At 60.0% G+C, this 25275-nt stretch carries 21 protein-coding genes and 3 pseudogenes; 15 read left to right on the forward strand and 9 right to left on the reverse strand.

What is annotated here, in order from left to right:
- On the forward strand, window positions 1–525 hold a 525-nt coding region (locus FHT86_RS37390), incomplete at its 5' end, for a 3'-5' exonuclease (RefSeq protein WP_246779854.1).
- A gap of 377 nt (window positions 526–902) precedes the next feature.
- Window positions 903–1126: pseudogene (locus tag FHT86_RS37395) on the forward strand (DDE-type integrase/transposase/recombinase); the annotation flags it as partial.
- Between the two features lie 36 nt (window positions 1127–1162).
- Here FHT86_RS37395 and FHT86_RS37400 read toward each other — a convergent pair.
- The 4 genes from FHT86_RS37400 to FHT86_RS37415 form a co-directional block, all read right to left on the reverse strand.
- Window positions 1163–1552, reverse strand: coding sequence for a type II toxin-antitoxin system VapC family toxin (locus FHT86_RS37400; RefSeq protein ID WP_133704811.1), 390 nt, complete (start codon window positions 1550–1552; stop codon window positions 1163–1165).
- The gene (locus FHT86_RS37405) at window positions 1539–1817 is read right to left on the reverse strand and encodes an AbrB/MazE/SpoVT family DNA-binding domain-containing protein (protein ID WP_133704810.1); all 279 of its coding nucleotides are present in this window, start codon (window positions 1815–1817) and stop codon (window positions 1539–1541) included. The genes FHT86_RS37400 and FHT86_RS37405 overlap by 14 nt, the downstream gene beginning before the upstream one ends.
- 315 nt (window positions 1818–2132) lie before the next feature.
- Window positions 2133–2411 (reverse strand): HU family DNA-binding protein, encoded by a 279-nt coding sequence (locus tag FHT86_RS37410; protein WP_133704809.1) that lies wholly within the window; start codon window positions 2409–2411, stop codon window positions 2133–2135.
- 53 nt (window positions 2412–2464) lie between these two features.
- Entirely contained in the window at window positions 2465–2656 is a 192-nt protein-coding gene (locus FHT86_RS37415) for a WGR domain-containing protein (protein ID WP_312862687.1), read from the reverse strand.
- A 241-nt stretch (window positions 2657–2897) separates the two neighbouring features.
- Between FHT86_RS37415 and FHT86_RS37420 the strand changes: the two are divergent.
- Window positions 2898–3476 (forward strand): annotated as a pseudogene (locus FHT86_RS37420) (methyl-accepting chemotaxis protein); the annotation flags it as partial.
- Between the two features lie 527 nt (window positions 3477–4003).
- Here the strand turns inward: FHT86_RS37420 and FHT86_RS37425 are convergent.
- Window positions 4004–4584: pseudogene (locus FHT86_RS37425) on the reverse strand (SDR family NAD(P)-dependent oxidoreductase); the annotation flags it as partial.
- A gap of 668 nt (window positions 4585–5252) precedes the next feature.
- Here FHT86_RS37425 and FHT86_RS37430 point away from each other — a divergent pair.
- From FHT86_RS37430 to FHT86_RS37480, 11 genes are all read left to right on the forward strand, one after another.
- Complete coding sequence (locus FHT86_RS37430; protein WP_133704808.1) at window positions 5253–6230, forward strand: LysR family transcriptional regulator; 978 nt, start codon at window positions 5253–5255, stop codon at window positions 6228–6230.
- A 171-nt stretch (window positions 6231–6401) separates the two neighbouring features.
- Window positions 6402–7325 carry an alpha/beta fold hydrolase gene (locus tag FHT86_RS37435; protein WP_166656703.1) on the forward strand — a complete coding sequence of 308 codons (924 nt, stop codon included), beginning with the start codon at window positions 6402–6404 and terminating at the stop codon, window positions 7323–7325.
- A gap of 49 nt (window positions 7326–7374) precedes the next feature.
- A complete protein-coding gene (locus FHT86_RS37440) occupies window positions 7375–8202 on the forward strand; it encodes an enoyl-CoA hydratase/isomerase family protein (RefSeq protein ID WP_208116625.1) in 828 nt (275 codons plus the stop codon).
- A gap of 57 nt (window positions 8203–8259) precedes the next feature.
- Entirely contained in the window at window positions 8260–10356 is a 2097-nt protein-coding gene (locus FHT86_RS37445; RefSeq protein ID WP_133704806.1) for an acetate--CoA ligase family protein, read from the forward strand.
- 72 nt (window positions 10357–10428) lie between these two features.
- Window positions 10429–11409, forward strand: a complete 981-nt coding sequence (locus FHT86_RS37450) for a Bug family tripartite tricarboxylate transporter substrate binding protein (RefSeq protein ID WP_133704805.1) — start codon at window positions 10429–10431, stop codon at window positions 11407–11409.
- 19 nt (window positions 11410–11428) lie between these two features.
- Entirely contained in the window at window positions 11429–11887 is a 459-nt protein-coding gene (locus FHT86_RS37455) for a tripartite tricarboxylate transporter TctB family protein (RefSeq protein WP_166656702.1), read from the forward strand.
- Between the two features lie 25 nt (window positions 11888–11912).
- Window positions 11913–13478: a tripartite tricarboxylate transporter permease gene (locus FHT86_RS37460; RefSeq protein ID WP_133704803.1), complete on the forward strand. Its 1566-nt coding sequence runs from the start codon at window positions 11913–11915 to the stop codon at window positions 13476–13478.
- Between the two features lie 55 nt (window positions 13479–13533).
- Window positions 13534–14652: a mandelate racemase/muconate lactonizing enzyme family protein gene (locus FHT86_RS37465; protein WP_133704802.1), complete on the forward strand. Its 1119-nt coding sequence runs from the start codon at window positions 13534–13536 to the stop codon at window positions 14650–14652.
- Between the two features lie 36 nt (window positions 14653–14688).
- Window positions 14689–15858 carry a mandelate racemase/muconate lactonizing enzyme family protein gene (locus tag FHT86_RS37470; protein ID WP_133704801.1) on the forward strand — a complete coding sequence of 390 codons (1170 nt, stop codon included), beginning with the start codon at window positions 14689–14691 and terminating at the stop codon, window positions 15856–15858.
- 24 nt (window positions 15859–15882) lie between these two features.
- Window positions 15883–16848 (forward strand): D-isomer specific 2-hydroxyacid dehydrogenase family protein, encoded by a 966-nt coding sequence (locus FHT86_RS37475; protein ID WP_133704800.1) that lies wholly within the window; start codon window positions 15883–15885, stop codon window positions 16846–16848.
- Window positions 16849–16895: 47 nt separating this feature from the next.
- A complete protein-coding gene (locus tag FHT86_RS37480) occupies window positions 16896–17855 on the forward strand; it encodes a hydroxymethylglutaryl-CoA lyase (protein WP_133704799.1) in 960 nt (319 codons plus the stop codon).
- A 367-nt stretch (window positions 17856–18222) separates the two neighbouring features.
- Here the strand turns inward: FHT86_RS37480 and FHT86_RS37485 are convergent, their stop codons facing one another.
- The 3 genes from FHT86_RS37485 to FHT86_RS37495 all read right to left on the reverse strand — a co-directional run bounded on the left by FHT86_RS37485 (window position 18223) and on the right by FHT86_RS37495 (window position 21917).
- The gene (locus FHT86_RS37485; protein ID WP_133704798.1) at window positions 18223–19896 is read right to left on the reverse strand and encodes a dihydroxyacetone kinase family protein; all 1674 of its coding nucleotides are present in this window, start codon (window positions 19894–19896) and stop codon (window positions 18223–18225) included.
- 210 nt (window positions 19897–20106) lie between these two features.
- Complete coding sequence (locus FHT86_RS37490) at window positions 20107–21723, reverse strand: ABC transporter substrate-binding protein (protein ID WP_166656701.1); 1617 nt, start codon at window positions 21721–21723, stop codon at window positions 20107–20109.
- A 26-nt stretch (window positions 21724–21749) separates the two neighbouring features.
- Window positions 21750–21917 (reverse strand): hypothetical protein, encoded by a 168-nt coding sequence (locus FHT86_RS37495; protein ID WP_183869068.1) that lies wholly within the window; start codon window positions 21915–21917, stop codon window positions 21750–21752.
- A gap of 640 nt (window positions 21918–22557) precedes the next feature.
- Here FHT86_RS37495 and FHT86_RS37500 point away from each other — a divergent pair.
- A complete protein-coding gene (locus FHT86_RS37500) occupies window positions 22558–23874 on the forward strand; it encodes an MFS transporter (protein WP_133704796.1) in 1317 nt (438 codons plus the stop codon).
- 116 nt (window positions 23875–23990) lie between these two features.
- Here the strand turns inward: FHT86_RS37500 and FHT86_RS37505 are convergent, their stop codons facing one another.
- Window positions 23991–25037: a LysR family transcriptional regulator gene (locus FHT86_RS37505; protein WP_133704795.1), complete on the reverse strand. Its 1047-nt coding sequence runs from the start codon at window positions 25035–25037 to the stop codon at window positions 23991–23993.
- Window positions 25038–25275 lie beyond the last annotated feature (238 nt).

The following is a 25275-nucleotide window of genomic DNA, read 5'->3' on the forward strand; positions in this document are numbered from 1 at the left end:
GAGCCGGCTGATCTTGTCATTGCGCACAACGCCGGCTTCGATCGGCCGTTCTGCGAGGCATTCTCGCCCATCTTCGCCGGAAAAGCCTGGGCCTGTTCGGTCTCCGAAATTAATTGGGCGGCACGTGGCTTCGAGGGCACCAAGCTCGGCTACCTGATTGGGCAGGCGGGCTACTTTCACGAGGGCCATCGGGCCGTCGACGATTGCTTTGCCCTGCTTGAAGTCCTCGCGCGGGATGGGGGAGGAATGGAACCAACGCCGTTTGCCGAGCTCTATGAGGCCAGCCAGCGATCCCGCGTTCGCATCTTCGCCGAAAACAGCCCGTTCGACATGAAGGATCACCTGAAAGCGCGGGGCTATCGCTGGTCTGACGGCAGCGACGGTCGACCGAAGTCATGGTGGATCGAGCTTGCGGAAGACGCTCTCGATGACGAACTCAGTTATCTGCGTTCGGAAATCTACCGCTGGGATGAAGCAGATCCACCGATCAAGCGGCTCACCGCATTCGACCGATTCAAGGCCTGACTGGCTCGGCTATTTGGACTTATCGTCCGAAATGACGATGGCGGCTTGAACCAAGAGCCAGATTTCCGGTCAATAGCGATGCCAGCATCCTGGCACCCTCTCTTGTAAGCACGACTCCTGAAGTCGCTGCCGTTGTCGACGTGCAATGTCTCTGGCAGACCCGAGTTTCTGAACGTGCCGGAAAAACTGAAAGAGAGCTTGTTAGCGATCCCTCAGGTGACCATTAAGGAAATTTCCGAGTTCTCTCCCACAGTAGCTCACGGCAAAATTGGTGGTGATGAGTGGGAGCTTGAACATGATGGCGGATCATGAACGTTTTCTCCGAACTCAGCCTCCCATGAGCGTGACGGCGGGAATTTGCCTGCTCTCTTCGCCATCGATCCAGAGGCAGCTTCGCCGACAAATGGCACCTTGTTGCTATCAAGGGCAGGAAATACTGGCTGTGGCGCGCCGTCGATGCCGACGGCTATGTTCTCGACGCCTGTTACAGAGCCGACGGAACAGGAAGGCAGCTCTGAAGTTGATGCGAAAGCTGCTGAAGGGCCAAGGCGCCACGCCACGTGTCATGGTGACCGATAAGCTCCGCTCCTATTCTGCGGCCGGGGGCCACGTCGATAGGCCGCGCCGCGGCCCGTTGTCATGCCTCCAGCACCCCCTCATGGCCGGCGGCCTTCGCCGCCTTGACGAACTTGCGGTCGAATGTGGCCAACCCTTCGCAATGTGCTGACTTTCCGAGATGCAGTGCGTCCGCGAAATCCATTCCCTTTTCGGCAAAATCGAGGGCGGAGGCGACGACCTCCGCATCCTCGATCGTCACGGTCGGGAGGCCTGCGAAGGCTCTCAGCGCACCTGCGACATCCGCCGGCCGGAATCCATAGGTGCTGCGCAGCACCCATTCCACCTCCAAGATCACCGTCACGGCGGCAAAGACCGGCCGGCCGTCGATCAACGAGCGGGCGCGCGGGGACTGTTCGGGATGGTCGCCGGTCAGGTAGCGGATGATCAGATTGGTATCAATCGCGAGCATTGCGCCGCCTTGCTTCGGCGAGGACGCCTGCGTCCATCTCCTCGATGCTCTTCGGCTTGTCGCCGCTATAGGGAAGCAGGCCAAACACATCCTGGGGTCGCGTCTCGACAAAGGCCGGTGCGGGCTTCAGCAGGACGCCATCGGGCGTTTCTTCGACCGTCAGTCGGGTTCCGGCATCCCATTCCCGCTTCAGGCGGATGGCCTTGGGCAGAATGATCTGCCCCTTGGTTGAGACGGTGGTTGTGAGCTTTTCCGTACTGGCCATTGGCCCGAACCTTCCGAAGTAAGACGATGGTAAGATAAGGCCAAAAGGCTCCGCGTTCAAGCCGCTGCGTCGCGTAGAGGAAGAGTTTGGCCGGAAAGGGTTGGGCTTATGCAGTCGAGAGACCGCTGCGCCGCTCGATCCGTTCCTGCTCTCCGAGGTTCCCCTCATTGCGAAGACGGGATCGGGACTGCGGGTGCGGACGTCGGTCACTTTGGCCAGCCCCACATCGAGGGGATGACGCTATGCCAATCCTGAAAACATAAAAGCCCAGTCTGACACGGACCAGGCTTTTGTTATGCCAATGCAACTTGGCCATTACTTGTTCAGTGCATCCTTCAACGACTTGGCCGGCTGGAAGGTCAGCTTCTTAGCGGCGGCGACCTTGATGGTCGCGCCGGTACCCGGATTGCGGGCCTCGCGCTCGGGGGTATCCTTTACTTTGAACTTGCCGAACCCCGGGATGGACGTTTCGGCGCCGGAGGTCGCGGCAGCCGCAATAGATGCGAAGACAGCCTCGACGACTGCCTTGCTCTGCGCCTTGCTGAGGCTGTGTTCGGCGGCGATCTTGTCGGCGATTTCGTTGGTCGTGGTCATGTGGATCCCCTTTCGTTAGACTCCGAAATCCATCTCACCGGAAAAGCGTGCTGTCACCGTGTTCGCACCTCGTGCGTAAGCGCTTCCCTGGTCTTTCCACAATTTCCAGCCGGTCTATAGCCTTTTTGGTGCTTTCTGCGCGCGAGTACCAGGAAACGCGATGCGGCCTCCCGCTCTGTGGCAAACACCTCGCTTTTTTCGCATCCGCGCTTTCCGATCCTTCCCCAGCAACGCACGACAGCCATCCCGCCAAATAAGGTAGGTTGGAGGAGAACGTCTAATAACGTGCCATGTTCTTGGCATCGTCGATGCGCTGCTAGTATAGGCGATAGGGATAAACAAACATGTGGTCAGCATCGCCGCGTCGCTCGAGTGTGTCCAACGACGCTTTCGAATCAATCAGCACGCTCCGATTCACAATAATGACGGATGGAGTTCGAGTCCTGTCGTGGGCCGGTGCTGGTCATCGCGAGAGCGAACGTATATAGCGACGCCGTCGTCGCCCAGGCGATCGAAGCGATGAGCGGCATCGAGAAGTCGTCGGAAGAGATCGGCAAGATCATCGGCGTCATCGACGAGATCGCCTTCCAGACCAACCTGTTGGCACTGAATGCCGGCGTCGAGGCGGCCCGCGCCGGCGAATCCGGCAAGGGTTTTGCCGTCGTCGCCCAGGAAGTGCGCGAACTGGCGCAACGTTCGGCCGCTGCCGCCAAGGAGATCAAGGACCAGATCGCCCGCTCCTCCGGCCAGGTCGACCAGGGTGTCCGCCTCGTCGGCGAGGCCGGCGAAGCGCTGAAGCGCATTTCCGACCAGATCAAGGCGGCCAACGAGATCGTCTCGAAGATCGCCCACAGCGCCTCCGAACAGGACACGACGCTGCGCTCGATCTCCTCGTCGATGAACCAGCTCGATGCCGCCACGCAGCAGAACGCCGCCATGGCGGAAGAAACGACGGCCTCGGCCGAAACACTGGCCGCCGACACCGAGGACCTGCTCGGCCTCATCCGCGGCTTCCGCGTCACCAATGGCAACCCACAGGCGCCACAGCAGAGGCGAGCCGCGTAAACATTCCTCGACTGTTCAGGTCAAAGACACGAAGCCGCCGACAGCCTCGGCGGCTTTTGCTTTTTCGACTGAGAATTCCGCTCATCGCAGGCTGAAAGGGGTCTTTGCGCTATTCGCGAAAAGGATGGAAGGATCGAGAACGGTGACAGAACTGGAAGAGACCCTCGATCTGCACTAACCGACCCTGTGGCACGAGAGTGATGCAGGATCTGGCGCCGTCGCACTCGTTGACGCCGACGTCTGACAGAGCCCATGGCCTTCTGCCTCGCTGGGCAAAGAGGTCCCGCTGGATTGAATAGGTGAAAGCAGAAATTTAATCATAGTAACACCTGGGCTAAAGTGACAGAGAAAGGTCACCCCTCATACCCAATCAGGGCCGACCATCTATCGATCCCTCCCTGTCATGCGAATTTTGCATGCGTGTAACGCCAGAAGAGATAAATCGAAAAATTTGGGTGGGGCGATTATCAGCGCCGACGTTGACATCGATCTGCTGAGCCGGACTGGACTGGCTATCCTGCAAGGCTTTAAGGCTTAGTGTCGGTAACGGGTGCGGGCGTGCTACGCGAGAGATTCGGTAGGAACTTCTGGCGGGCTGCCTCATAGGCGTTCCAGTCGGCTATATCACAAGCTCGCCTTGATCGAAGCCTGCTAGTGCCGCATCAACCATTTCTTCGGCGTTCATCACGATACCGTCTGGAAGATTGCTGATGGGGACACCAGCAGTATCCCAAAAATCAGTGGCAGTTGCACCGGGAAGGACGGCCTGGATACGGACATTGCTGTCCCCAAGTTCTTTGTTCAGCGAAAAGGTGAGCGCCAGTACATATGCTTTCGTCCCGCCATAGACCCCATTGAGGACTTCGGGCGCAATTCCGACAATTGAAGCTATGTTGACAATGGCGCCGCTCCGACGTTCGGCGAAGCTTGGAGCGGCCGCGTAGGTCAAGCGGGTCAGTGCAGCAACGTTCAAGTTGATCATCCGTTCCATTGTATCGACATCCGAGCCTAACAGCGGCCCCGCGGCGCCAGCGCCGGCATTGTTGATAAGGATCGTCAGTGTGGTGTCGCTCCGCAGCATCTCTTCCACGGAGGACAGGTCTCTTTTCGCGTTGTTGTTTGGCACTTAATCGTAAGGATGCGCCTGCTCGGGCAAATAGCGGCACTTAATTTGAGATTTTTCGATGCGATTTTCTGCGCTTGACGCCTTCAGATTCGGCAATAACCTTCTGTAATATTTGCCAATTTCTGATGAAGCTTGGCCGAAGGCAGCCATTTTGTCCACAGCGGCGATTCTCACATTAAGTGCCGAAATCCAAGCCATAATCTCAAATTACGTGCCCAATCTCAAATTAAGTGTCGCGCTATCTTATTGAAATTCTTGCAGGCGGAGTCTTGCGATTAAATGCAAAACGACACCGTGAAGGCCAATTCGTGATCGAAGACGCAAGCGTTCGCCAGTCTATCGCAATCCATCTGCCGGGCTGTGCAACCCGAAGGGCATCCATAAAGTATGTGGTCGTGGTCCTTGTTGAGGATTCTAGTGCACATCTCGGTGAACCGTTTGTTTGGAAAGGCAAATGCACGAGCTTGCTGCAATTCTGGGTGACCGGCGGCGGTGGGGAGTGGAGGAGCTTAGGCACCTGGGTTATGATCAGATCGCTTTTATGCGTGAGACAATATCGGATGCGCCTTGGCTGCCGTATCTGACATTCGGAACGCTCGCGACGACGTTCTTATCGAGCCACCAAAATTAGCCGCGAGCGGAGCCGCAGTATGACAAGCCGTTTTCGTCTTCATCACTTGGAGATTTTCTGGGCGGTGATCCGGACCGGAAGTCAGCGGGAGGCTGCGAGCCTGCTTGGGCTTTCGCAGCCGGCGGTGAGCAAGCTGCTGCGACATGTCGAAGACCAGGTCGGGATGCCTTTGTTTCGTCGCCTGAAAGGCCGTCTCGTCCCGACGCCCGAAGCGATGACCTTCTTCGAAGCGGTCGATGATATCTTTGCGCGTGTCGAGGGAGCGGAGCGGCTGGTCCGCGAACTCAAGCGCCGGTTTTCTGGCCAGCTGACGATCGTGTCGGTGCCTGGCCTCACGACGACCTTCGTGCCGGAGGTAATTGGCCGCTTTCTAAAGGAGCAGACGGATGTGCGGATCGGCATCACCAGCCTGCCAACGGCTCAGGTCATCGACCGTGTACTGAAGAAGCAGGCGCATATCGGGCTGGTCTACGGACCGATCGAAGCGACAGCCGCTGAAACGGTTTTGCTTTGCACGACCCACATCATTTGCGCGATACCGGAAGGCCACAGGCTCGCCGAAAAGACCGTGATCATGCCGGACGATCTTGCGGGCGAACCGATCATCTCGGCAGCTTTCATGCCGCAATGGGGTCAGCTGGTTGATCAGGCCTTCGAAAAAGCAGGAGTGACGCGGAACATTGTCGCGAATTGCGCCAATTCCGATATCGCCTACAAAATGGCGGCTGAGGGAGCTGGGATCGCGGTCGTTCCCATGACACCGCTTCGCGATGCCATAACACGCCCAGTCGTTCTTCGCCGTTTTGCACCGGCGATCTCGCTGCCGGTGCTTGCCGTTCACAACCGGACGGAACCACTTGAACAGCTGGCGGCAAGCCTTATCGGTTGGCTACGGGCGTCCACACGCGATTACCAATGGGATGCTTTGCCGTTCACGTCGGCGAAGCTTGCGCCTTCCAGAATCCGCCCGAGACGCGGCAGGGAGAGTGATAACTAGAGTTATCACTAACGTGTTCTTTTGAATTGGACGTTCCCGCCTTCCGGGAGTGATATCTCTTTCAGAGCAAAGGTGTGTGCGGCGGACCTCTGGAGGGAGGATCGCCCTGCACACCCGGTGCCGCAAAGACCCTTGGAGCAAGGGCTGCGGCGTGTGCCTGGGAGGACCGGCGTGAAACTAATCTTCAAGATTGCGGCGGCTCTCGGCCTGATATTCTGTTCGGCGGAAGCAAAGGCGGCGACCCTCGGCACGCATTATGACGTGACCGGCGGTGGCGGCGTGAAGCTTTCGGCCTATTCCTGGGGTAATCAAAATGGCCCGGCTATTCTCTTCATCCATGGAGTCGAGCAGAGCCATCTGATCTGGGATCATCAATATGACAGCGCTCTCGCCAAGGAGTTTCGGATTGTCGCGCTCGATCTGCGTGGCCAAGGCGAGTCTGAGAAGCCGGCCGACGTCGCCGCCTATAACACCAGCGCGCTCTACGCCGACGACATCGCTGCGGTCATCAACACCCTTGGTCTGAAGAAGCCGGTAGCGGTTGCGTGGTCGGCCGGCGGTTTCGTGCTTTGCGACTATCTGCGGAAATATGGCGACGGCGATCTCTCGGGTATCAATTTCGTTGCGGTCTCGACCAAGCGCGGCGTTCCGGGCGCGGAAAAGCTCAAGGGCGCCGGTTCGAGTACAGGCAATAGTGCGGCAGGGCTTCATTCGGAGCGTGCCGAAGACGAGATCGACTCGACCATGGCCTTCGTCAAATCCATGGCCTACAAGCCGCTGCCGCCGGAAGAATTCACGCGCATCGTCGCGCTCAACATGATGACGCCACCCAACATCCGGGCGATCCTGTCAGTTCGGCCGGTCGACAATGGCGATGTGCTGGCCAAGATCCGTGTGCCCGTCATGCTGTCGTACGGGTTGAAAGACGTCGTCATCAATCCCGACACCGCAGGTCACTACGTCGCCTCAGCGATCCCTGCCGCCAACCTCAACTATTACGAGGATGCCGGCCATCTCCTCTTTATCGATCAGGCCGATCGCTACAACGCCGATCTGCGCGAATTCGTTTTCAAGGCCAGCAATAAACAGCCATAGGCGCGACATGGCCTGGTCCATAGTTGCGCAATCGAGTCACAGGTGATGGATGTCTGACAACACGATAAATTCTTCCGCTGAAGCCGTCGACCCGAACGCTGGGCCGGAACTTGTCATCTCGACCGAAGGCATGGTGCGCATCTTCCGGATCAATAGGCCGGCACGCATGAACGCGATGACACCCAATATGCAGACTGAGCTTTCGGAGGCTTTCATCGATGCTGGGCAGGACCCTGGCGTCCGTGCGATCATTTTGACGGGTACCGGCGACCGCGCCTTTTGTTCGGGCATGGATCTCAAAGTGCGCAAGGAAGCCGACGAGGCCGGCAAGCCCTATCGCTACAAGATGACGACGCTCAATCGTTTTGGTCTGGAAGTAATCCTCGAAACATACAAGCCGACCATCGCGGCGCTGAACGGCACCGCCGTGGCCGGTGGTTTCGAACACGCGCTCGCCTGCGACATGCGTATTGTCTGCGAGCACGCCAAACTTGGTCTGCCGGAGGCGAAGCGCGGGATGGGAGCACATTTTTCCACGATTATGCTGCCCAGGGTGATCCCGCGCGCGATCGCCATGGAGATGCTCTATCGCGGCGATTACATCAGCGCCGAAGAGGCTTATCGCTGTGGGCTGGTCAATCGCGTGGTGCCGGTGGGGGAGGCCTTAAACGCGGCGCTTGAGCTGGCAACGGCGATCGCCAAGAACGCTCCCATCACTATCAGGCGCATGAAGGAGACGGCGGTGAAATCATCCGGCTTGCCGCTCGCCGCCGCCCTCAGGCTTGATGAGGGGCTGAACCCCTATCTCAGCGAAGACCGCAAGGAAGGTGCGCGCGCCTACGTAGAAAAACGCGAGCCGCGCTGGCAAGGCCGCTAACGGCAGTCCCTACCGCTCAAAACCCATCCAAACCGACCTCATCTGCTTGGACCGAATATGAAAAAGCCAACGAATTCCGAAGCCTTGACGGCACTCTTCCATCCTCGTGCCGTAGCCGTCCTCGGTGTGTCCGAAGAGCCGACGAAGCATAATCACATTGCCTTTGCCAACGCTAAGGCGAGCAGCTTTGCGGGCAATGTCTATCCGATCCACCGGACGTTGACGCAGGTGGCCGGCGCACAATGTTATCCAGGGCCAGCGGCATTGCCGGAAAAGGCCGATGTCGTTTTTCTGGCGATCCCCGCAGCAGCGACGATCGAAGCGCTGAAGGATTGCGCCGAGGCCGGCATCACGGTCGCCATCGTCGGTTCCGCGGGGTATTCAGAAAGCGGACCAGAAGGTGTCGCCCGCCAGGCGGAACTGGCACAGCTGGTCGAAAGCCATGGCATCCGCCTCGTAGGGCCGAATTGCAACGGCATCTATAATGCCACGATCGGTCTTTCGATTGGGTTCAACACCGCTCACTCGAAACGGATCAAGGCTGGCGACATCGCCATTCTGTCGCATAGCGGCGCATTGTTCGATATTCTCGTGACCCAGCTCGACGCGCTCGATGCCGGCATGTCCATCTTCGTATCCGCTGGAAATGAAGTCGATTTCAACATCCTCGACTATCTCGACTATCTGGTTGACCATGATCCGACGCGTGTCATCGCGCTTCTGCTCGACTCCGTTCCCGATGGCCGTCGCTTCCGCGAGCTTGCACAGCGCGCACACGAGGCAGGCAAACATATCGTGGCCCTGAAGATCGGCCGCACCGATGTCGGCTCCCAGGCCGCGATGGCGCATTCCAGTCGCATGGCGACCGGAGCGGTCGCCTATAAGGCTCTGTTCAAGGCATGTGGCGTGCCGCTGGTGTCGTCGCTCGAGGGGCTGACCACCGCCGCCGCCATGTTGTCGCTCTTTGGTTCGGTCGACGGCAGCCTCGCCGTATTGTCAAATTCCGGCGGCGGGGCTTCGCTTCTGGGCGATCTGACCGAAGAACTCGGAATACCGCTCACGCAATATAGCGCGGACACATTGACGGCACTTGCTCCTTTCCGCCAGTTCTCTCATGTCGGCAACCCCACCGATTTCGGCGCGTTCGGTGCCCGCACGAAAGCTCAGGAAGTTCCCTCCATCATTGCAGCCGATCCCGGCGTCGGGCTCTTCCTGTCCCAGATGCATGCCCAGCGATCATGGCAGCGTATTCCGACGATGTCGGCGCTGACGCGCGGCCGCGAGACCAGCGGCAAGCCATTCGTCCTCTTGGCACCTGGTGGGCTTTCACCGGAAGCCATCGAGGATTGCAAGAAGGCGGATATTCATATTTTCAAGGATACCAACGCGACGTTGCAGGGCATTGCCGCTGTCTTGACCCGTCAGACACGAGATCCGGGGAGCAGGAAAGTTGCTGCGGCACCTGTCGCCGACGAAGAATTGCTGACGCTGACGCGGCCGCTGACGGAACCGGAGAGCCTGTCGCTTCTTTCGCGCTTCGGCATCGCGACGACACGCACTGAAGTTTGTACCTCCCTCGATGAGGCGCTGTCCGCTGCGGAAGCGATCGGCTGGCCGGTTGTCCTCAAGGCCGTGGTGAAGGGCCTGGCGCACAAAAGCGATGCCGGGTTGGTGCGCGTCGACATCGAGGACAAGGCGGCACTCCGGCAGACCTTCATGGATTTCGGCCAGCCGGATACGGTTGCCGTGCAACCGTACGTCCGCGGTCGCCTCGAAGCGATCGCCGGTATCACGGTCGCCGAGGACGTCGGGCCGATGCTTCTGCTTGGATTGGGAGGAATCTATGCGGAAGCCATCAACGACATCGCCATGTGGTCTATTCCAGTCGATCGGCAAACCATTCGCGATGAGCTTGCCCGAACGGCGGTCGGGCGGATCGTCACCAGTTCGCGATGGACCGTACCCGGCTCGCTCGACGCTATCGTCGATACGTTGATGAAGCTCCAGAGTTTCGCACTCTGGGCGGATGCGCGCATTGCGGCGGTCGACGTCAATCCGCTGGTTATCGGCGAGAAGGGCGTAATTGCGGTCGATGCTCTCGTGGTGCCGGCGACCGCGGCTTTGGCCGCGAATAATTCCGAGGCGGCGGAATAACCGCCGCCTAGCCTGCCGGGACGCCTTCAGTCACGGCCGCAAGATAATTTGGTAACCGGAGGAGGATACCCAATGCCGACACGACGCAAAATTCTTAAGGGGGCGGCTGCACTCGGCCTCGCCAGCTTTGCCGGCCGCAGCTTTGCCGCAGCGCAGTGGCCGTCGCAGCCGATCAGTTTCGTGGTTCCGTTTTCGCCTGGGGGCACCGGCGATATTATCGGGCGCCTGATCGCGCAACGCCTGACATCCGTTCTCGGCCAATCGATCCTGATCGAGAACCGCGCCGGTGCAGGTGGTACCGTTGGGGCACAGGACGTCGCCAAGTCCGATCCCGACGGCTACACGTTCCTGATGGCCGCCATCGGCACGCTCGCGTTCGATCCGGCTCTTTATCCGAAGAGCGGCTATGATCCGGTGACGAGCTTCACCCCCGTCATCCAGACCAGTACCGTTCCGAATGTGCTGGTCGTCAATCCGAGCGTGCCTGCCAAGACGGTTGCTGAGTTGGTCGCCTACGCCAAAGCCAATCCTGGCGTGCTCAATTTCAGCTCCGCCGGATCGGGTAGCTCCGCCCATGTTTCGATGTCCTATTTCAACATCGTCGCCGGCCTGGACATGGTTCATATCCCCTATAAAGGAACCGGCGCGGCAGTCACAGACTGCGTTGCCAACCGCGTTCAGCTGGTCATGACCGGCGCACCACCGCTGTTGCCCTTCATCAAAAGTGGCCAGCTTCGCGCCATCGCCGTCTCCAGCCTGGAACGGGCATCCTTCCTGCCTGATCTCCCGACGATCGCCGAGTCCGGCTATCCCGGTTTCGAGGCCGACCAATGGGAAGCGCTGATGGCGCCGGCAAAAACCCCGAGTGCGATCATCGATCGCGTCTATTCCGAGATCACCAAGCTTCAGAACGATCCCGGCTTTGTCACCGATCTTGCCAATGTCGGTGCCATCCCGGTCAAGAAGTCGCCGGCGGAGCTCGCAAAATTCATAGCCTCGGAGAAGCAGCTCTGGGGTGACTTCATTCGCAAGATGCAAATCCAGCCGGATTGAAATGGACAGGAGATTCGCGATGCAGATCAAGATCGCCAATCACAAGGAATTTGCGGCCGGAGCGCTCTTTCTCGCAATCGGTATTGGCTGGGGCATCCTTTCGCTCCAGCTCAACCTTGGTCGTATGACCCGCATGGGGCCGGGCTATTTTCCGCTCTGCATGTCGGTCGCGCTGGCCTTCATCGGATTGATCGCCATGGTGCGGTCGATCCGTGGCGTGGAAGTGGTAAGCATCGAGCATTTTCCGATCGCCCCGTTCTCGTTCCTGCTGATCGGCATGATCGGCTTCGGATTGCTCGTCCGGACGGGCGGATTGATCCCCGCCACGCTCTTCGTTCTTGCCTGCTGTTGTCACCGCCTGTGGCGATCGAGGCCGCTGGAGGCGATCGCCATCTGCGTGGCCTTCACGGCGGCAGCATCGCTGATCTTCGTCTACGGCCTCGGGCTGCCGATCAAACTTTATTCGTTCAGTTTCTGAACCAGGCTGCTGGCGGTAAACCTCGATGGAAACACTGACTAATCTTTTGATGGGATTCCATGTCGCGCTGACGCCGACCAATTTCTTCTATTGTGTCGTCGGCGCATTCCTTGGCACCTTCATCGGTATTCTTCCGGGTATCAGTCCCACCACGACGATCGCGATCCTGCTCGCCTTCACCTTCAAGATGCCGGCGGTCGCGTCGCTGATTATGTTGGCGGGCATCTATTATGGTGCACACCACTCCGGATCGACGACGGCGATCATGCTCAACATGCCCGGCGAGCCAACATCCGTCGTGATCTGCCTTGACGGGCACCCGATGGCGCGCAAGGGCCGCGCCGGCGTCGCCCTGTTCTTTTCCGCCACGGCGTCATTTTTTGCGGGGTGTATCGGCATTCTGGTCATCGCCACCCTGTCGCCACCCCTCGGTCGCGTCGCCCTGTTGGTCGCGCCGGCCGATTACGCTTCGTTGACGATCATGGCGCTGGTCATGGCATCGGTCATTGCCAGCAAGTCGCCGGTCGTGACCATCGGAATGGCCTTCCTGGGTGTCCTGATCGGTACGGTCGGCTCCGACATCTACACCGGCACGCAGCGCTTCACCTTCGGTATCTCAGCTCTTTCCGACAATGTTAGCCTCGTCGCCGTGGCGGCAGGGACCTTCGCCGTCGCCGAAGTGGTCTCACGGATGCACGAAATGTTCCGCCACGGCCACCTTAAGAATGGCGGTCATGTGCAGACGCAGCCGATCAGGCTCATCCCCACCTGGGCCGATTTCCGAATGGCATGGAAACCGATCCTGCGCGGCACGGCGCTGGGCGCTGCCTTCGGAATTTTGCCCGGTACAGGCCCGACGGTCAGTTCCTTCGCGAGCTATGCGATGGAAAAGAAGCTGGCTCGCGATCCGTCCCGGTTCGGCGAGGGTGCGATCGAGGGCGTCGCCGGACCGGAGGCGGCCAACAACGCCTCGGCGTTGACCCACTTCATACCGATGCTGTCACTCGGCATTCCCGCGGGTTCGGCCATGGCGCTCATGCTCGGTGCGATGACAATCCAGGGGATCTCGCCAGGGCCGCAGGTCATGACCGATCACCCGGATCTGTTCTGGGGCCTCGTCGCCAGCATGCTGATCGGCAATTTTATGCTGCTCGCCCTCAACCTTCCGCTCGTCGGAATATGGGTCAAGCTTCTGGGAATTCCCTATCGTTTTCTAGCTCCGGCGATCATTCTTTTCTGCTGCATCGGTGTTTATAGCGTCAACAATGCTGCAGAAGACGTGCTGATCGCGGCTGGCTTCGGCGCGCTCGGCTGCGTCTTCAAGATGCTCGACGCCTCGCCGGGGCCGCTGGTCCTCGGCCTCGTGCTCGGACCTTCGCTCGAAGAGAATATTCGCCGCGCCATGCTTTTGTCGCGTGGCGATCCCCGGGTCTTTGTCACCGAGCCTATCAGTCTTGCCTTCCTCTGCATCACAGTGGCTCTGATCGTCATCTTCGCGTGGCCGAGGCGACAATCGCCACCACCGGCTGAATTGCCGGGTGACATCAGCGCAACCCATCCGCCTCAACCTGGCAATCGTGCAAGGCTCTGAGCCGACCTCCCGCCAAATCCATCATTCCAAACAGAAGCGTATTGGACATGCTGCCATGATAACCATTGAATCCGTCGACGCCTGCACGATCAATTTGCCGCTTGCTAAGCCGGTGCAGATCGCGACGCGCAGCATAGCGGGGCGCTACTATACGCTGGTGCGCGTCCGTTGCACCGATGGGAGCATGGGGATCGGCATCTGCCACAGCGGCACACGCTTTGGCGGGCTTGCGACGGCAAGTGTCCGTGAGATGTTTCGACCGATGCTGATCGGTCAAGATCCGCATCGCACCGAAGGCCTCTGGCAAACGATGTACCAGGATTCCTTGCTGAATGGTCGCAGCGGCGCTGTCATGCGTGCGCTGAGCGCCATCGATATCGCGCTCTGGGACCGAAACGCCAGAAGTGCGGGTCTGCCGCTTTGGCGCTATCTCGGCGCGGTGTCTGAAAGCACGATCCCCGCCTATGCCAGCGGCGGCTACTACGGCAGAAGCGGCACGCCCGACGATATGCGCCGCGAGATCGAAGCCTATGTCGGGACCGGCTTCAAGGCGGCCAAGATTAAGATCGGCGCGTCGCCGTCCCTCGACCTTGCCCGGGTTGCTGCTGCGCGCGAAATCCTGGGGGACGAACGGCAGCTGATGCTCGACGCCAACAATGCCTGGGACAATCTGCCAGCGGCACTGCATGCCCTGCGGCCCATGCTCGACTATCGCCCATTCTTTGTGGAGGAGCCGTTCGGCCCGGACGACCACGACAATCACGCTCGCCTTGCCGCCGCTCTACCCGTTCCTCTAGCGACCGGGGAGCTGGTCGCCGGCCGATGGGGTCACCGCGCATTGATGGAGCACGGCGGGATAACCGTCCTGCAGCCGGATGCGGCAGTCTGTGGGGGGATTACCGAGTTCAGGCGCATCGCGGCGGCGGCAGCGGCAGCCGGCATTTCCGTCGCCCCGCATTCCTTCCAGGACATTCACGCCCATCTGGTCGCCTCGACCTCGAATGCGCTTTTCCTCGAATATTTCACGGATGAGACGATCGTGCCGATCGGCATCGTACTCACCCGCCGTGTCAAAATAGTCGATGGCCTTGCGGTGCTTCCGCAGGAACCAGGCCTCGGCTTTGATTTCGATGAGACCGTCGTTTCCCGCCACGCCGTGGACCCGTGGTGCTGAGCGCGGCAATCAACAGCGCAGAAAGATGAGAAGACAATGAAGATCAAGGACATCTCCACCGTAACGGTGGACAATTTCAGGACGAACTGGGTCTTTGTCATTGTGACCCTGGAGAACGGCATCAAAGGTTATGGTGAGTCAACGCTGATCGGAACCGAGACGGCGGTCGCCCCGATCATCGGGCTCTGGGCCGAACAACTGATCGGCCAATCGGTGCTGGATGTCACCGCCATCCAGGCACGGCTGCAGCGCGAGAGCTATTGGCTGACCGGCCCGGTCATGTCGGCCGCCCTCAGTGCGCTCGACATCGCGCTGTGGGACGCCAAGGCGCGGGCGTTGGATCTGCCGCTCTACGCCCTCCTCGGCGGTCAAGTCCGCCGCCGGGTGCCGGTCTATGCCAACGGCTGGTACATCGGCGCCAAGACGCCGGCCGAATTCGGCGAAAAGGCAAAGGCAATCATCGATCGCGGTTTCCAAGCGCTGAAATGGGACCCCTTCGGCGCCGCCTACCAGGCGATGGGCCGCGCGGAAATCAACAGGGCGATGGACTATGTCGCAGCCGTGCGCAAGGCAATCGGCTCCGACATCGACATGATGATCGAAGGCCACGGGCGGTTTAACGTCAACACAGCGATCGAGATCGGCCGCGTGCTCGAAGAGTTCAAGATCAGCTGGTTCGAAGAGCCCATTCCGCCGGGCCGGCCGTTCGAAATGGCGGAGGTGCGACGGGCGGTCAATGTGCCGATCGCGGCCGGCGAACGCTGCTATTCGCGGTTCGATATCGCGGCATTGCTGCAGGCGAAAGCGGTCGATGTGTTGCAGCCCGATATTATTCATATTGGCGGTTTCAGCGAGATGGTGTTGATCAACGGGCTGGTCGACAGCTTCAGCTTGCCGATGGTACCGCACAATCCCAACGGCCCGATCTGCCATGCCGCCTCCATGCACATGGCCATGGCCTGGGGATCGATGGGATCGCTCGAAATCATGGTGACCGACGTACCGTGGCGCCGGCAGATCGCCGACGAGGCATGCACCTTCCGCGACGGCTGCCTGGAGATCGAGGAACGGCCCGGCCTCGGCCTTACTCTCGATCTCGATGCAGCCGCGAAATATCCTTACCAGCATCACGCTCTGCGCCACTTCTCCGGCAAACTCACCAATATCCGGCCTCCCGATGCGCAGGCCTGGTACTCCGTTGCCTGAGGGCGTCAGAAAGGGAGTAGCAAGATGACAGATGTCGTAATCGGTATGCTTTTCCCGCCTGAGCCAGGCATTGTCGGGATCTTCCGCGACGCGTTGCCGAAGGGCTGGTCCGTCGTCGTCAGCAATGGCAATGCCGACACTCCGGACTTTGCAGAGCAATTGCCGCGCCTGGATTATCTGCTTGTCTACGGCAATCGCTTGGAGCGGCGTCATCTGGAGCGCGCCACGCGGCTGCGGATGATCCAGAAGGTGGGCATCGGTGTCGATGATCTCGACGTCGACTTCTGCCGCGAACGCGGCATCGTGGTGGCGGTCTGTGCGGTTGGCGCGGTCGAAGCCGTGGCAGAACATGCACTGACGCTAGCACTTACGGCTCTGAAGCGCATCGTCGACCTCGATGACAGCACCCGGCGCAACCGCGAATGGGACCGCTGGCGCCTGCGCGGTGGCATACGTCAATTGGCCGGCAGCACCGTCGGTGTTGTCGGTTACGGGTCGATCGGCCGCACAACCACGGCCCTGATGGAAAGTCTGGGGGCGCACGTTTTGGTCTATGCCCGTCGTCCACTGGACCTGTCTCAATCCCGGCGCGTGCGGCAGTGTGACAGTCTGGAACAGCTGTTCGAGGAAGCCTCGATCGTCACGCTGCATGTGCCACTGACCGCGGAAACCCGCGGAATGGTCGGCGAAGATCTGTTGGTGCGACTGGGGCCGCAAGGCATTCTCGTCAATACTGCGCGAGGCGCCGTCGTCAACGAAGATGATCTGCTGATGGTTCTTTCGGATGGACGGTTGGGGTTTGCTGCTCTCGATGTGCTGGCAAGCGAGCCACCCAGTCCCGATAACGCGCTTCTATTCCTGCCCAATTTGCTGCTAACGCCGCATGTGGGAGGCGGGGGATTTGATATTTTGCGTCGCAAGGCTCTGTTTGTGACGGACAATCTTCAGACCCATCAGGCAGGAAGGCCGGTGGAGGCGCAGGCGATCTAAGATGTTTCTCAAGCCGGTGCACCGGCGCCCATAGGAGTTGACAATATATGGCTCTTCCAAAATCGGTCGTGATCTCGGAGGAAGGCCCTCGCGAGGGCTTTCAAATCGAAAAGCAGTTGATTCCGACGGATAAAAAGGTCGCGCTGATCGACGCTCTATCCGGCACGGGATTGAAATATATCCAGACAGTCTCGTTCGTCAGTCCAAACCGCGTGCCGAACATGGTCGACGCCGACGAGGTGGTGAGCCGTATCGCCTTGCGGCCCGGTGTCGAATATTCGGCAATCTGGTTTAACGAGATGGGTTTGCAGCGCGCCGTTGCATTACGCGATCGACTGACAGTCGTCGGCAAGCTGCGCGGTTATGCTTCGGACGCGTTCCTGGAGAAAAATCTGAACCGCAAGCCGGGGGAACACCGAGCCCATACCTTGAACGAGATTTCCCGCTACAAGGAGCTGGGGATTCCAATCACCGAGGCGTCGGTGACGGCGGCATTCGGGTGCAATTTCTCGGGCGACGTACCTGTTGCCAGGCTTCTTTCCGAAATCGCGGCGATCAAGGCGCTGGTGGAAGAATACGATCTGCCGATCGAGAGCGTTTCACTCGCCGATACGATGGCCTGGGCAACGCCGGCTGGGATTAGAACAGCGATCGGCGCCATTCAGGACCGTTTTCCGGAATTTGGGATCAGCCTACACCTGCACGATACGCGCGGCATGGCCATCGCCAATGCTTATGCGGCGCTGGAAATGGGCATCCGACACTTCGACGCCGCCGTCGGCGGTCTTGGGGGGTGCCCGTTTGCAGCCCATAAGGGTGCCGCGGGAAACATCTGCACGGAAGATCTGGTGTTCATGTGCCATGAAATGGGCATAGAGACCGGCATCGACCTCGACGCATTGATCGAATGCGGTCAATTTGCAGAGGACGTCGTCGGCCATCCGCTACCAGGCGCCGTCAAGCAGGGCGGGTCATTGACGAGACTCCGGCAAATGCTCGCCAAGTGAGTTTCGAGGTTCTGGGCTTCCAGACGTCTCGGAAGATGCCGTTACGAAGGCGGTGATGGAAGGTGTGGGATCGCAACTTGTCTGGCGCGCAAGGCAATCTAATAAGGGGTTTCGTGCACCGCAACGACGATCTGGCGCTGTCTTTTGGAATTCGCCGGCGTGCGCACCAAATCCGAGCACAGCGTCGGTTGTTATCGCCCACTCGACATCAAGATATGCGAGCGCCCGTGGAATAACCACAGCGCGGATTATAAAATTGTTGCGGCTTAAGATTTGCCGCGGGCCAGCCCATCGCCTATGAGCTTGCGCGGCGGACGGTCTCTCCAAAGAGATCTACGGCCACTGAGCTGACGAATCCTCGCGAATTTCATCGGCTGGCGCGCTCAGTTGCCAGCGCGCGGAGCCAGACGGCCACGGCCACGGCACCTCCATCGGGTGTGCCGATTGCGCGCTCGCCAAGATAGCTGGCGCGACCAAGGGCAGGGAACATGGTCGCGGTTGCCTCGGCGCCGGCTTCGGCCGCATTGGCGATGACGGCGAGATTGGCGCCCTGTCGCGCAGCCTCGAGTGCCGGCAGCAGCGCATCGACCATCGTGCGGTCGCCTGCCTTGGCGCCGCCAAGTTCGGTGATCGCCGCAACCGCCGCCCCGAATGCCGCAATCCAATCGGTGGGGGAGGGCTCGGGCACAACGCGCAGCCGTGCCGAGGCACGCAGCAATGCCGTGGCATAAAAGGGGCCGGAACTGCCGGCGATGGCACGGCGAAGTGCATTGCCGAGGTCGCCCAGCAATCGGCCCGGCGTCGAATAGCTGTCATTGGGCAATGCACGGATCGCCGCTGCACCGCGGGTCATGCTGGAACCGAGATCGCCGTCACCGGCCTTGGCATCAAGATCGGTCAGCCGGTCTTTTGCGGCTTCGAGCGCTGCGGCGGCGGCCAGGGCCATCTGCTTGAGGCGGTCTGTCAGAGGACCGGGCATTCTGCGCGCGACAGGTGGTTGCTGCGTCTTTGCAATCATTGTCCGGTACTGCACGATGCGTCCGGTGCCAGGCCAGGCCGGCACTTCGGTGGGCGCGTCAAAGAGTTGGTTGCGCTCCCGGTCGAGCGGCAGCAGCGTCAGCGAGCAGCCGGGCATTTCGATCGCAGTCATGAAATTGCCCGACCAGGCGCGCTCGACGAGAATGCCGCGACGCCGCAGATCGGCTAGGGCGGCACGGGCAACGATAGCGAGTTCCATCGGAGCGGTGCCTCCAAGGCCGTTGACCATCAATGCCACACGAACCCCTGACCGCAATCCCATGTCCCCGACGATCGCGTCGAGCAAGGCGGCGGCGATCTCGTCGGCACTGCGAATGGTGGTGCGTTCGACGCCTTTTTCGCCGTGGATACCAAGGCCGAACTCGATTTCGGTGTCACCGAGGTCGAAGCCCGGCACGCCCGCAGCCGGCACGATGCAGGTTCCGAGACCGACCCCCATGGAGCCGAGATTGGCCGCCACCCGGCGGGCGATGTCTGTCACCTCCGTCAACGACAACCCCTGTTCGGCGGCCGCCCCGGCGAGTTTGTGAACAAGCACGGTGCCGGCAATGCCGCGGCGGCGCTCACGCGGCACAAGATGCCTGAGCGCCACGTCGTCGGCGACGATGACGACTTCGACGGGAATGCCCTGCTGACGCGCGAGTTCGGCAGCGAGGCCGAAATTCAGGCGGTCGCCGGTATAATTCTTGACCACCAACAGCGCTCCGGCCGGACCCGCCGCAGCCAGGATGGCAGCGAGCACGGCATCGGTGGACGGCGAGGTGAAGACGTCGCCGGCAATCGCGGCGGTCAGCATGCCTCGACCGACATAGCCGGCATGCGCCGGTTCATGCCCGCTTCCGCCGCCGGACAAGATGGCGACCTTGCGCTCGGCATGGGCCGGCAGGTCGCTGCGGATCACCACGTTCTCGTCTTCAAACAGCGCGAGACGAGGCGACAGATCCACCGTGCCCTCGAGCAATTCCCTCACCAGGTTGCGCGGGTCGTTGATCAACTTTTTCATATCGTTTCCTCCTGTCGCCGTTAGCGATTCAGAACTAGCAACGTGCTTGCGCCGGCGGTGATGTGCTGTCTCATTCGATCGGGAAGAAAATGCCAGCCGCTTCCCACGCGGCGGTCGATCTCCAGGCATCTAGCCAATCGGACCCCGCGGCAACGCCCGACCGAAACCTCCGAGACATCGGGTCGGGCGAGAAGCATCGCATTTGAGCCGTCAACAACTCTTCCAGGCATGATGGTATGTCACGGTATTGCCGAAGCTCGATATGCCGTGAAGGCAGGGCGTGAAGATATTGTAACGCGGCGCCGCAATGACCGGTATCAGCAAGACGTCGTCATTCAGCTGCTTGAAGATCGTGTTCCAGTCCTGCTGCAAGGCATCGCCGGAATCGCCGAGCGACTTGTTGAAAGCGTTCGTGATCACCGGATCATCGACTTCGTGTTGCTGGTCGAGTGGCTGCTGCGGCGTCAGGTATTTTGCGAAGATGCGCGGGTCAGGCACGCCCGCTGTATTCACGAGATAGGCCTGGTAGGTGCCGTTCTGCAGGATGGACACGTATTGCGCCGGCGGCGGCAGGTAGATTTCCGCATCGATGCCGCATTCGGCCCATTCTTGTTGCACGGCAACGGCGATGTTCTTGCTGATGTCGCTGGTCAGCTTGAACTTCAGGCCGCCGAGCTGCTTGACGATCGCTTTCGCCTTGTCCGGATTGTAGGGATAGGCATTGAGCGCCTGGCCGGCCGCAACGGTCTGCTTGCCTGTGGCATCCTTCGGATAGAAATCCATGCCTCCAGCAGGCCCGCCCCAGACATATGTTGGCTCCGCAAACCCGCCAAGCGTCTGTTCGGCAATGGGTTGGCGGTCGGTGCAATAGGCCAAAGCTTCGCGCGCCAGCTTGTTGTTGAATGGCGAAGTGTTGGTGAAATTGATAAAGGCCATGCTCGCGCCGGGGCTTGCAGAATTGGAGAAATCCTTGTTGTCGAGCGCCTGCCGGATGGTTTCCGGATCGAAGGCGAACACGCCGACGTCTGCAAGCAAGTCGATCTGGCCACTCAGCAGCTTCTGATAATTGGCCGTCGGATCGGTACCGGTCAGCACCTCCTTGATGCTGTCGAGATAGACGTGGCCTGCGTCCCAATAGTCGGGGTTCTTCTTTAGGATGATCGACTGGTTGGGGATATGCGTCTGGACGGTATAAGCGCCAGCACCCACCGGGAAGAGGTCGAACTGATTGCGGCCAAGCCTCTTGAAAGCAGTGGGCGACGCGACGAGGCCGACGGCCTGTGAGGCGAGGGCTGCGACGAAGGTGGTGTTCGGCGCCTTGAAATCGACCTCGACGGTCAGGTCGTCGATCTTTTTCACCGCCTTGACCCCGGTCAGGTAAATCGCCGCCTTGGAGGACGGGTTCATGTCGAAATCGGGCGACCAGAGCCAGAGGATCGCATCAGCGTTGAACGGCGTGCCGTCGGTGAACTTGACGCCTTCGCGCAGCTTGATGGTCAGGACAGTGTTATCGCTGTTGTACTGATAGCCTGTCGCAAGATCCGGGATGACCGGACCGCCGATTTTTTCCGGAGACAGGAACAGGCTCCCCTGGATCAGCGAGGAGATATTCAGATTGCCGACATGATAGCCCGGCTCGAGCCAGGACAGATTGGGCCAGGGCGTGCCGTTGACGCCGGGAATGATGACGGTGCCACCCATTTTCGGCGCGTCTTCGGCATTCGCAGCCATGGTGCCCCCCAGCGCCGTGGACATTGCAAGTATCCCGATCGCGGTCACGGCGCGACAGGCCCATCGACGTCCGCCTTCGGCTAAGCGCATGTGCATGGTGTTCCTCTCCTCTGTTTTTATTTTCATTGTTCGCTCCCCCTCCGATGCGCCCAAGCTGTTCTCTCGTCAGCTTCATCCGGCGCAAGGCGCTCCTCGATTTCGTCGGCCACCACCGCTCGGTAAAGCTTTCCGAAATCGGGATGGTCTGAAATGATCTCGGCCATGTCGTTGAGGCTGCAAGCGCGCTGCATTGTCGGGGCGTCGCCTGTTCTGTCGCGCCGCTGTGATCATCCCAGAAGAAACGGGGATTATTCTTGCGCGGTGTCCTCCCCGCCATGACATTCTCCTCCGATTGTCGGCGTTTCAGCCACGCTTCCAGTGTCGAAGGGATCAGATTGGATCGATAGCGTCCAATACCGATTTGGAGCGCCATCGATAGTCTTTCGAAATGATGCAATAGGGTGCGCGTCGACGGATCGGTCGACTCGCCAGCAATATGGAGAGCGAAACGGCCAAATAGCCATCGGCAGCGATCCATTTGAAAAAGCTTTCGACAATCGCTGATATTGGTATTGGACCCTATCGTTCATTACTGATCCTTCTGTGACATGCGCATTGGACCCGAGAGGTCGGCCGCGGGAGGGCGGCGCATGACACTCTGACCTTTGATGGACAGGTGGCATACGAGTTCGGTTCCAACGACAGGGATGCCGAGGCAGCGTTTCGGGACGACATGTCAAAAGCGGATGGGTTTGCGGACCTCGATGATGTCCCAGGACATATCGCGTCTACCGGCGGGTTCTGCCCGCTCGGGACCTTGCCGATACGTCACAGCGATCAAGGCCATCGCAAACCATGACTGAATGATGCAGGCTCGCGGAGGAGGCCCGAATGTATGAATTCTATCGTACCAAAAGACGTTACATCGTCTACGCATTTCTATTCGTCTTTCTTGGGATCTATTCTCTCGACCGACTGACCGTTTCGATCGCCGGCAGCACCATTTCGAAAGAAATGAATCTCGGGCCTGTCGGGCTGGGGTATCTGTTTTCGTCGTATCTCTGGCTCTACGCCATCTGCCTGCTGCCGGCCGGCGCCTTGACGGATCGGATGGGAACAAGGCGGATGGCCGCAATCGCGGCCGGACTTTGGTCGCTGTTCCAGACATTGGGTGGCTTTGCCACCTCGGCGGCAATGCTGTTGCTGACGCGGCTTGGCAACGGCGCATTCGAGGCTGCTGCAAACCCCTGCGCCCACTCGACGATCCGCGAATGGACGCCGCGCCGCGAACGTGGTCTTGCTACCGCCATCTGGTTCAGCGGTGCGCATGCCGTGCCCGGCCTCGGCGCGCCCATTCTCGCATGGATCGTTTCGGTCTACGGTTGGCGCATGTCCTTCATTGCGACCGGCGTCCTCGGCTTTCTCTGGGTCCTGGGATGGATGCTCTTGTACAAGACTCCGGAAGAGGCCAGGTGGCTGGCGCGGGAAGAGCGGGATATGATCGTGCGGGAACGCGACTTCGATCCACCCGCCGTCGCCGGTCCCGGCCTTGGCTACAAGGGCCTGTTCGCATCCTCGACCATGTGGGGACTTTTCGTCACACAGGCCTGCGTCAATTACACGGCCTATTTTTACCTGGCCTGGCTGCCGACCTTCCTGCAGGCAGACTTTGGCCTTACCGTCATCCAGAGCGGCGCCTATACGGCGATCCCCTATTTCGTCAGCGCGGTGATGTGCCTTGTTCTCAGCTACGTCGCCGATCACTTCCTGTCTGCAAATGCGGTCAGGGGCGGCAAACGCCGTATTGCCGTCGCGCTTGCCAACATTGCCTCGGCGAGCGTCATTCTGGTGCCGCTTGCCGGATCGGTGAACGTCGCGATGATTCTCCTGACGATTGCCTTCTGCGGTAACAGCTTTGCCCAGACCATGAATTTCGCACTCGTCAACGACCGGCTGCGATCGTCAGGCGATACCGGCCGCGCCTATGCGATCTTCACCCTCGGCGGCATCGGCTTCGGAATGCTGAGCCCGATCATCACCGGCTACATGGTCGATTTCACCGGCACCTACAATTCGGCATTGGTGCTCATCGGCCTCATCGCCTTGCTGGGCACGGTGTTCGTCTTGTTCCTGACCAAGCATCCGATCGGAGACGACGGCGAGCCGGAAGAAATCGAGGAGACCGCAGCCTTGAGCCCGAGCCGATGACATAAATCGTCGACGGCTTACGACGGAAAATCCTCGCCTGTAGAACCAAGGCGAGGATCTCGTTTCCTGTCATTTCGATCTGATCGTGAGCGCTTTGGCTATCGCCGCGCATTGGTTCAAGCGGGCGGCGTTCCGGCAGTTATAGAGTTTTCATTGCCGTAGATGTCTGCAACGGTTTGCCGAAACAGTTGCGCCGCGCGTGAGTCGCGCTCCCTGCTCCAAACGAGAGAAAGGATGACCGGCGGCATGTCTTCGGCGATCGGGATCACCGCGACATCATCGGAGGCGAATTTCCGGGCGACGCTTGGAGAAATCGAGATCCCGAACCCGGAATCCACGAAACCGATCTGGGAGAGAATGCTCGGCACCTCGTAGGCGATGCGCGGATGAAGCCCCTGCCTGGCAAATGCGCAAACGATGTGGTCATAGTGGTTGGGCGACACTCTGCGCGGTGGCAATATCAGCGGCTCGCGCGCGAGGTCGTGAACCGACAGCACCTGCTTGCGGCTTAAGCGATGACCGATCGGGACGATTGCCGAAAACTTCTGCTCGAGGATCGGCTGCGTTCCAAGCACCGGATCGGCAACATTGCGCCAGACGAGCCCGACATCCAGCCGGCCTTCCGTCACTTCGTCGGTGATATCCATCGTATGACCTTCCTTGAGCACCAGATGGACCTTGGGAAATCGCGCGCGAAATTCGTTCATGATATCGGGCAGGATATCGTACATGGCCGAGGGCACGCAGCCGACGAGGAGCTCGCCGTATTCACCGGCCCCGACACCCCGCATGATCTGGTCGACCCTCTGGACATGGTCGAGTAGCTGCGCTGCCTGCTGGCGCAGGACTTGCCCCTGCCTGGTCAGGGATACTTTTCGATTGACGCGGGTAAACAGCTCGACGCCGATCTGCTGTTCGAGCGCCTTGATATGAAGGCTGAGCGGCGGCTGCGAGATGCCGAGCCGTCGCGCGGCGTGGCCGAAATGAAGATCCTCCGCCACGGCTACGAAATATCGCAGTCGCGTCAGGCTCAGTCTTTGCCCTGCAACCCTGTCGCGCTTCGGATCACGCGCCGCTTCCGCCGGCAGTAGCGTCAGCATGCTTCGCAGATCTTCGTCGCTCAACGCCGTATCGCGTGGCGGCGAATGTTTCCCTCCGGCCATTTTGTTTTCCGCTCCGGCGTCGCTGAGCGCACCACCACGACGCTACCCTGGAATGGCCTTTGCGCGCCCACAGGAACGCGCAAAGGCCGCAGCAATGATGGGAATTCGCAGCTTCTTATCGGCTTTTGGTTTCGCTCGAGGTCGGGCTCAAGCCTTTTTCTGATGCGGGAAGTTCTGGTAGATATTCTGCACCAGATCCGGGATGCTCATGCCGGCATCCAGCCGCTTGACCCAATCG

The organism is Rhizobium sp. BK313 (assembly GCF_014193655.1).
In the GTDB taxonomy this organism is placed as follows: domain Bacteria; phylum Pseudomonadota; class Alphaproteobacteria; order Rhizobiales; family Rhizobiaceae; genus Rhizobium.

What these genes read in the sequence shown, in the direction of transcription:
- FHT86_RS37400 (WP_133704811.1), bottom strand. Translation starts at nt 1,552, where the DNA reads ATGCTCGCGATTGATACCAATCTGATCATCCGCTACCTGACCGGCGAC.
- FHT86_RS37405 (WP_133704810.1), bottom strand. Translation starts at nt 1,817, where the DNA reads ATGGCCAGTACGGAAAAGCTCACAACCACCGTCTCAACCAAGGGGCAG.
- FHT86_RS37410 (WP_133704809.1), bottom strand. Translation starts at nt 2,411, where the DNA reads ATGACCACGACCAACGAAATCGCCGACAAGATCGCCGCCGAACACAGC.
- FHT86_RS37415 (WP_312862687.1), bottom strand. Translation starts at nt 2,656, where the DNA reads ATGGCTGTCGTGCGTTGCTGGGGAAGGATCGGAAAGCGCGGATGCGAA.
- FHT86_RS37430 (WP_133704808.1), top strand. Translation starts at nt 5,253, where the DNA reads ATGACAAGCCGTTTTCGTCTTCATCACTTGGAGATTTTCTGGGCGGTG.
- FHT86_RS37440 (WP_208116625.1), top strand. Translation starts at nt 7,375, where the DNA reads ATGTCTGACAACACGATAAATTCTTCCGCTGAAGCCGTCGACCCGAAC.
- FHT86_RS37445 (WP_133704806.1), top strand. Translation starts at nt 8,260, where the DNA reads ATGAAAAAGCCAACGAATTCCGAAGCCTTGACGGCACTCTTCCATCCT.
- FHT86_RS37450 (WP_133704805.1), top strand. Translation starts at nt 10,429, where the DNA reads ATGCCGACACGACGCAAAATTCTTAAGGGGGCGGCTGCACTCGGCCTC.
- FHT86_RS37455 (WP_166656702.1), top strand. Translation starts at nt 11,429, where the DNA reads ATGCAGATCAAGATCGCCAATCACAAGGAATTTGCGGCCGGAGCGCTC.
- FHT86_RS37460 (WP_133704803.1), top strand. Translation starts at nt 11,913, where the DNA reads ATGGAAACACTGACTAATCTTTTGATGGGATTCCATGTCGCGCTGACG.
- FHT86_RS37465 (WP_133704802.1), top strand. Translation starts at nt 13,534, where the DNA reads ATGATAACCATTGAATCCGTCGACGCCTGCACGATCAATTTGCCGCTT.
- FHT86_RS37470 (WP_133704801.1), top strand. Translation starts at nt 14,689, where the DNA reads ATGAAGATCAAGGACATCTCCACCGTAACGGTGGACAATTTCAGGACG.
- FHT86_RS37475 (WP_133704800.1), top strand. Translation starts at nt 15,883, where the DNA reads ATGACAGATGTCGTAATCGGTATGCTTTTCCCGCCTGAGCCAGGCATT.
- FHT86_RS37480 (WP_133704799.1), top strand. Translation starts at nt 16,896, where the DNA reads ATGGCTCTTCCAAAATCGGTCGTGATCTCGGAGGAAGGCCCTCGCGAG.
- FHT86_RS37485 (WP_133704798.1), bottom strand. Translation starts at nt 19,896, where the DNA reads ATGAAAAAGTTGATCAACGACCCGCGCAACCTGGTGAGGGAATTGCTC.
- FHT86_RS37490 (WP_166656701.1), bottom strand. Translation starts at nt 21,723, where the DNA reads ATGCACATGCGCTTAGCCGAAGGCGGACGTCGATGGGCCTGTCGCGCC.
- FHT86_RS37495 (WP_183869068.1), bottom strand. Translation starts at nt 21,917, where the DNA reads ATGCAGCGCGCTTGCAGCCTCAACGACATGGCCGAGATCATTTCAGAC.
- FHT86_RS37500 (WP_133704796.1), top strand. Translation starts at nt 22,558, where the DNA reads ATGTATGAATTCTATCGTACCAAAAGACGTTACATCGTCTACGCATTT.
- FHT86_RS37505 (WP_133704795.1), bottom strand. Translation starts at nt 25,037, where the DNA reads ATGGCCGGAGGGAAACATTCGCCGCCACGCGATACGGCGTTGAGCGAC.